The organism is Nocardia sp. JMUB6875 (genome assembly GCF_041154655.1).
Taxonomy (GTDB): Bacteria; Actinomycetota; Actinomycetes; order Mycobacteriales; family Mycobacteriaceae; genus Nocardia.
In genome coordinates this window covers 1-4,177 of the sequence record NZ_BAAFGR010000319.1, presented here as the reverse complement: position 1 = coordinate 4,177, position 4,177 = coordinate 1, and the positions used below count along the sequence as shown (strand labels likewise).

Sequence of the window (4,177 nt, the reverse complement as noted above, 5' to 3'; positions counted from 1 at the left end):
ATCCACGACACATGCCAGAACGCCGCCACCACACCTACACAAGCCCCCCCCAACCCCAATGACTTCGCCACCGACGTCAACATCCCCAGCTTCGGGTACCCGGTCGGCACCGGCCAATCCTCCACCAACACCATCACCCCCAAATGCGGCAACGCCACCGCCCACGCGATAACCGCGATCATCGCCGCCACCCCCATCGACGACGCGGTCAAAAACGCCTGAACAATAACCGTCCCAATAGCGATCAACCCCCCATACATAAGCGTGTCCTGCCGCACCCAAGCCGCCCGCTCCTCCGGAGCCGTATGCGCCGCCAACCACTCCTCATCCTCACTCATATCCCCATCGTCAGCGATCACCAGAAAATAGCCGCACCACCCGAACCGCGTGTCGGCGAGCCGCCTCAGACCGCAGCTGCCCGCTGCACAAGATCCAGCAGAGCAGGAGAAATCTTCGGGGCGGCCGCGATGGTGTGTGCGGCGGTCAGGCTGTGCGGGTCTCCATTCGAATCGGTTACCAGCGCACCGCTCTCCCGCGCGATCACTACCCCGGCGGCGGTGTCCCAAGGCTTGTTCGACAGCAGCACACACGCGTCGATTCGCCCCTCCGCGACCCAGACCAGATCCAGTGCGGCCGAACCGAACATGCGAACCCGCTCGACCTCGGACGCAAGCGCCGCGGTCACCGCGAGTCTGGTCTTGTTCTTCTCGGCGGCCTCGGGGCCGACACTGTAATCACCGATGGAAACAATGGCGCTGGACAACGACTCGGCCTCACCGCCGCGAATCGGCTTGCCGTTCAAGGCCGCACCGTGGCCCGTCGCGGCGTAATACTCGAGCGTCAGGAATGGCGCTCCGACCACTCCCACTACCGGAACTCCGTCGCGCACCAGGGCGAGAGAGACAGCACAGAGCGGCAGACCGTGTATGAAGTTCGAAGTGCCGTCGATGGGATCGAGCACCCAAAGGTATTCTGCAAAAACGGAATCAACTCGCGCCGAGAAACCCTCTTCACCGAGGAACTCGATCTCCGGAGTAGCGCTGCGGAGGTGTGCGCGCAGGGTGTCCTGGATCAGAACGTCGAGTTCGGTGACGAAGTCACGATCGCCCTTGGCATGAACCCGTCCCGGCGCAGCGGTGCCCAAGAGTTCGCACCCCGCCCTCACCGCGGACCTGGCCACCTCGAGCAGCCCGGTTAGATCTGTCATTCGACCAACTCCTCCCGGGCATCCGCCCACATAGTCTCGAAGACACCCGAAAAGGTGTCGAAGATACCTGGTCGGACCGATCTCCGAGCGACGAAGGTCGGGGAATCGATACCCCGCGCGGTAGGCAGATACGGCTGCATCACACAGACTTTCGCATCGACGATGGTGATGTTGTAGCGGATCGGCGAGTCGTACACGCGAACGGCGATCGACCCCGGTGCGCCGTCGGCGACGCGGCTCCGAACTCGATGCAGCGCGCGGATATTCAGATCCGTGAGACTGGCGAGCACCCCGGTCGGATGTCCTTCCTCCAGCTCTCGGAGGCCGATATTGGCCCCTTTGGGGTCGAGGAACAGACAACGGATACGCGTACCCGACCGCAACAGGTCGAGAATGTCGCTGTCGGAACACTGCTGGCACAGCAGGTTCAACGAGAGTCCGGCCATGTCGATCCGGCGAGCATCGCGGAAAAGCTCTTGTGGCGGCAAGTCGCGCAGGAATGCCATTCGATTTGGATACACCGCCTCGATGTCCGCGGTATCGCGTCTGCTGCTAGGAGCCGAGGCGTCCCATGATCGCGAAATAGCTCGTGTCAGGGCATCAGTTGATCCAACTGACTGTTCGAACAACTCGGCAATCGACTTGTCCGGAAACATCGCCTGCAAGATTCGACGGTGATGCGGATAGGGCAAGCTGGCGAGTCCACCCGCCAGCCACCGATAGAACTGCGCCTTCTTGGGACCGCAGCCGACGAGTTCAGGATCGATCTTTCGGGCAAGCCGGTCGTATTCCCGGTTGAAGGCCGAGAGTGTCTGCAAATGACGCTGTTGCAGTAGCGCTTTCAGAACCGTGCCCACAGTGCCGCCTCCGCGACGAGCCACCAATGATTTGCGGTGATCGTACTCCCGAGGAAGAGCCACAGAAGAGACATTCGCGCGCAGGAAGGTACCCGGACGGCGACGCACCGAGACCGCCGATCGGGCGAAGCTCAGCTCATGGCATCGAAACCGATCGCGCTGGGCTACCTCCGACGCGACATCAGTGGGAGGCACCAGTCCTGGGATGAGCACCGAATCCGCGGTCTGGCGACCCGTCTGGGTTACGCGCTGGAAAGGATCGTGGTGTTTACCGATACGACCGAGGACCGTGTCGCCGGATTGATCGCCATCGCGGCCAGATGCGGCGCCGAAGCCGTCCTCACACCTGGACTCGCCCATTTCGACGGCGCGCGGCCCGATGCACTGATCGAGGTGGCCGACCTGATCACCATCGATCCACACCAGACCTTCGCCCGCTGGATCATTCCACCGGATGCGCCATACGAGATGAGGACCCGATGATCGGGGTATCGGAAGCGGCGCCCGTCCCCCGAGTCCGCTACGACGTCGGAGTCCGGTGCTATCTCGGGTTGCAGCGATTCGCCCGCGAGGTAGATCAGCCATACGAACGCCTTCAGCGCTGGCGGCTGCAGGGTCCGATCTGGGTCCCCGCTCCCGTCATATCCATCGGCCGCTGGCCGGGTTGGCCGCTCCCGATGATCCAACGGTGGCGACCCGACGTATCCGCCGGTTGTGGTCCTGTCCCCTTCCACTGGCCCGAGCCGACCATCCACTACGCCGATACAGCCACCGTGTGCCGCCTCCACCGAGTCAGCCCCGCCGGCCTGCGGCAGCGGATCGAACGCAACGAACTCGCCACCCCCGCGGTCTGGGTCGACGGAAAGCCCGGCTGGCCAATTCAATAGCTCCCGACTTCAAGATCAGGGAGCTCTCAGGGCGGGAATTTGTCCGGATCACCGGACTGAGAGCTCCTTGATCTTGTTGGGCGGTGGGTTGTCACGCGCGGTGACGGAAGCAGCGGCGGGGCGGGGGCTGCGGCGGTAGGCCACGGCGGTGATGCGGGAGCCGAGGGAGTCGGTGACGTAGAAGTGGTCGGCGCCGAGGGTTGCTGCGGCGTGGGCTATCTCGTCTATCGAGGCGTGGATGTCGCTGGCGCCGAGGAGGCTCAATCGCAGCTCGACCGTGCCTACCGGGTCGAAGCCGCTGGACGGCGGCTTGTCGAGTTCCTCTGCCCTGGAACGCATCAACCCAGCCTAGAGCCCATAGCGATCGAGTGCCGGACGCGTGAGCGCCACCTGCATGGCCACGGTGGTGTACCACCCGATCAGCTGTGTCATTTCGATCAGCGTCGCCTCATCGAATCGCTCTCGCAGCCGCTCGAACAAGGTGTCTTCCACCGCGATCCGCCGCACCAGCGCATCCGCCAGCTCCATGGCGAGACGCTCGGCAGGTGACCAGGTTTCGGCCGCTGGGGCCTCCTCGCGCGTGTCCGCGATCTCCTCGGCGGTCAGCCCCATGAGTGCCGACAATCCGATACTGACATGGAGGTTCCACTCGTATTCGTTGCTCGCCGCATGACAAGTCCGCAGTATCAGCACCTCCCGCAACCGCCGCTCCAGGACCCCTCGATCGAACAGCCCGGTGGCGCCCAAGGTCCCGCTGTCCACCAGGTTCACGAACAACGACTCATTCCGCGCCACAATCCGATACAGCACCGGCGGCTCGACATTCGGCGGCAACACCCGCCCGAACCGCTCTTGCAATGCTTCTGAAAACGGTGCCTCGACGGGCGCAACTCTCGACATACCCCCGTCCTACCACCAGATACCGCCTAATGCGTTGCGCTTCAGCGGGTTTGCTCGAGGTGCGGCGCCTGACTCCAGGGCGGGATGGCTACTCCGCGAAGGAGTCGAGGCCCGCTTGCCAGGCGGCGAGGAGGTCGGCGTCGGGTGGAAATCGGCCGTCGATCTCCAGACTGACCATGCCGTGGGCGAAGGCCCAGAGGGCTCGGGCCCGGGAGGGGTTGCCGCCCGCGGCTGCGAGGAGAGGCTGGGCGGTGCGGTCTTCGAGGCCTGCGGGGAGGAGGTCGCGGCGGAGGGGGCGGTAGTTCATGAGGCGGTAGATGTGGGGG

General features: G+C 64.2%; 7 protein-coding genes. 2 read left to right on the top strand and 5 right to left on the bottom strand.

Annotated elements, in window-relative coordinates:
• Positions 1 to 222 (top strand): hypothetical protein (locus ACAM49_RS39050; RefSeq protein WP_369640548.1); only part of this gene is annotated, 222 nt, incomplete at its 5' end.
• Positions 223 to 403: 181 nt separating this feature from the next.
• Here ACAM49_RS39050 and ACAM49_RS39045 read toward each other — a convergent pair.
• Complete coding sequence (locus ACAM49_RS39045) at positions 404 to 1,207, bottom strand: inositol monophosphatase (protein WP_369640549.1); 804 nt, start codon at positions 1,205 to 1,207, stop codon at positions 404 to 406.
• The gene (locus ACAM49_RS39040) at positions 1,204 to 2,064 is read right to left on the bottom strand and encodes a DUF5919 domain-containing protein (RefSeq protein ID WP_369640547.1); all 861 of its coding nucleotides are present in this window, start codon (positions 2,062 to 2,064) and stop codon (positions 1,204 to 1,206) included. The genes ACAM49_RS39045 and ACAM49_RS39040 overlap by 4 nt, the downstream gene beginning before the upstream one ends.
• A 36-nt stretch (positions 2,065 to 2,100) precedes the next feature.
• On the opposite strand from ACAM49_RS39040, the gene ACAM49_RS39035 reads away from it, so the two are divergent.
• Positions 2,101 to 2,547, top strand: coding sequence for a hypothetical protein (locus tag ACAM49_RS39035; RefSeq protein ID WP_369640546.1), 447 nt, complete (start codon positions 2,101 to 2,103; stop codon positions 2,545 to 2,547).
• Positions 2,548 to 2,999: 452 nt separating this feature from the next.
• Here the strand turns inward: ACAM49_RS39035 and ACAM49_RS39030 are convergent, their stop codons facing one another.
• The 3 genes from ACAM49_RS39030 to ACAM49_RS39020 form a co-directional block, all read right to left on the bottom strand.
• Positions 3,000 to 3,290, bottom strand: coding sequence for a hypothetical protein (locus ACAM49_RS39030; RefSeq protein ID WP_369640545.1), 291 nt, complete (start codon positions 3,288 to 3,290; stop codon positions 3,000 to 3,002).
• A gap of 9 nt (positions 3,291 to 3,299) precedes the next feature.
• On the bottom strand, positions 3,300 to 3,851 hold the full coding sequence (locus ACAM49_RS39025) for a carboxymuconolactone decarboxylase family protein (protein WP_369640544.1): 552 nt from the start codon (positions 3,849 to 3,851) through the stop codon (positions 3,300 to 3,302).
• Between the two features lie 88 nt (positions 3,852 to 3,939).
• Positions 3,940 to 4,177: TetR-like C-terminal domain-containing protein (locus ACAM49_RS39020; protein ID WP_369640543.1), on the bottom strand; the 238-nt coding region annotated here is incomplete at its 5' end.

Bases quoted from the DNA above. Each gene is read 5' to 3' on its own strand.
- ACAM49_RS39045 (WP_369640549.1), bottom strand. From the start codon at position 1,207: ATGACAGATCTAACCGGGCTGCTCGAGGTGGCCAGGTCCGCGGTGAGG.
- ACAM49_RS39030 (WP_369640545.1), bottom strand. From the start codon at position 3,290: ATGCGTTCCAGGGCAGAGGAACTCGACAAGCCGCCGTCCAGCGGCTTC.
- ACAM49_RS39025 (WP_369640544.1), bottom strand. From the start codon at position 3,851: ATGTCGAGAGTTGCGCCCGTCGAGGCACCGTTTTCAGAAGCATTGCAA.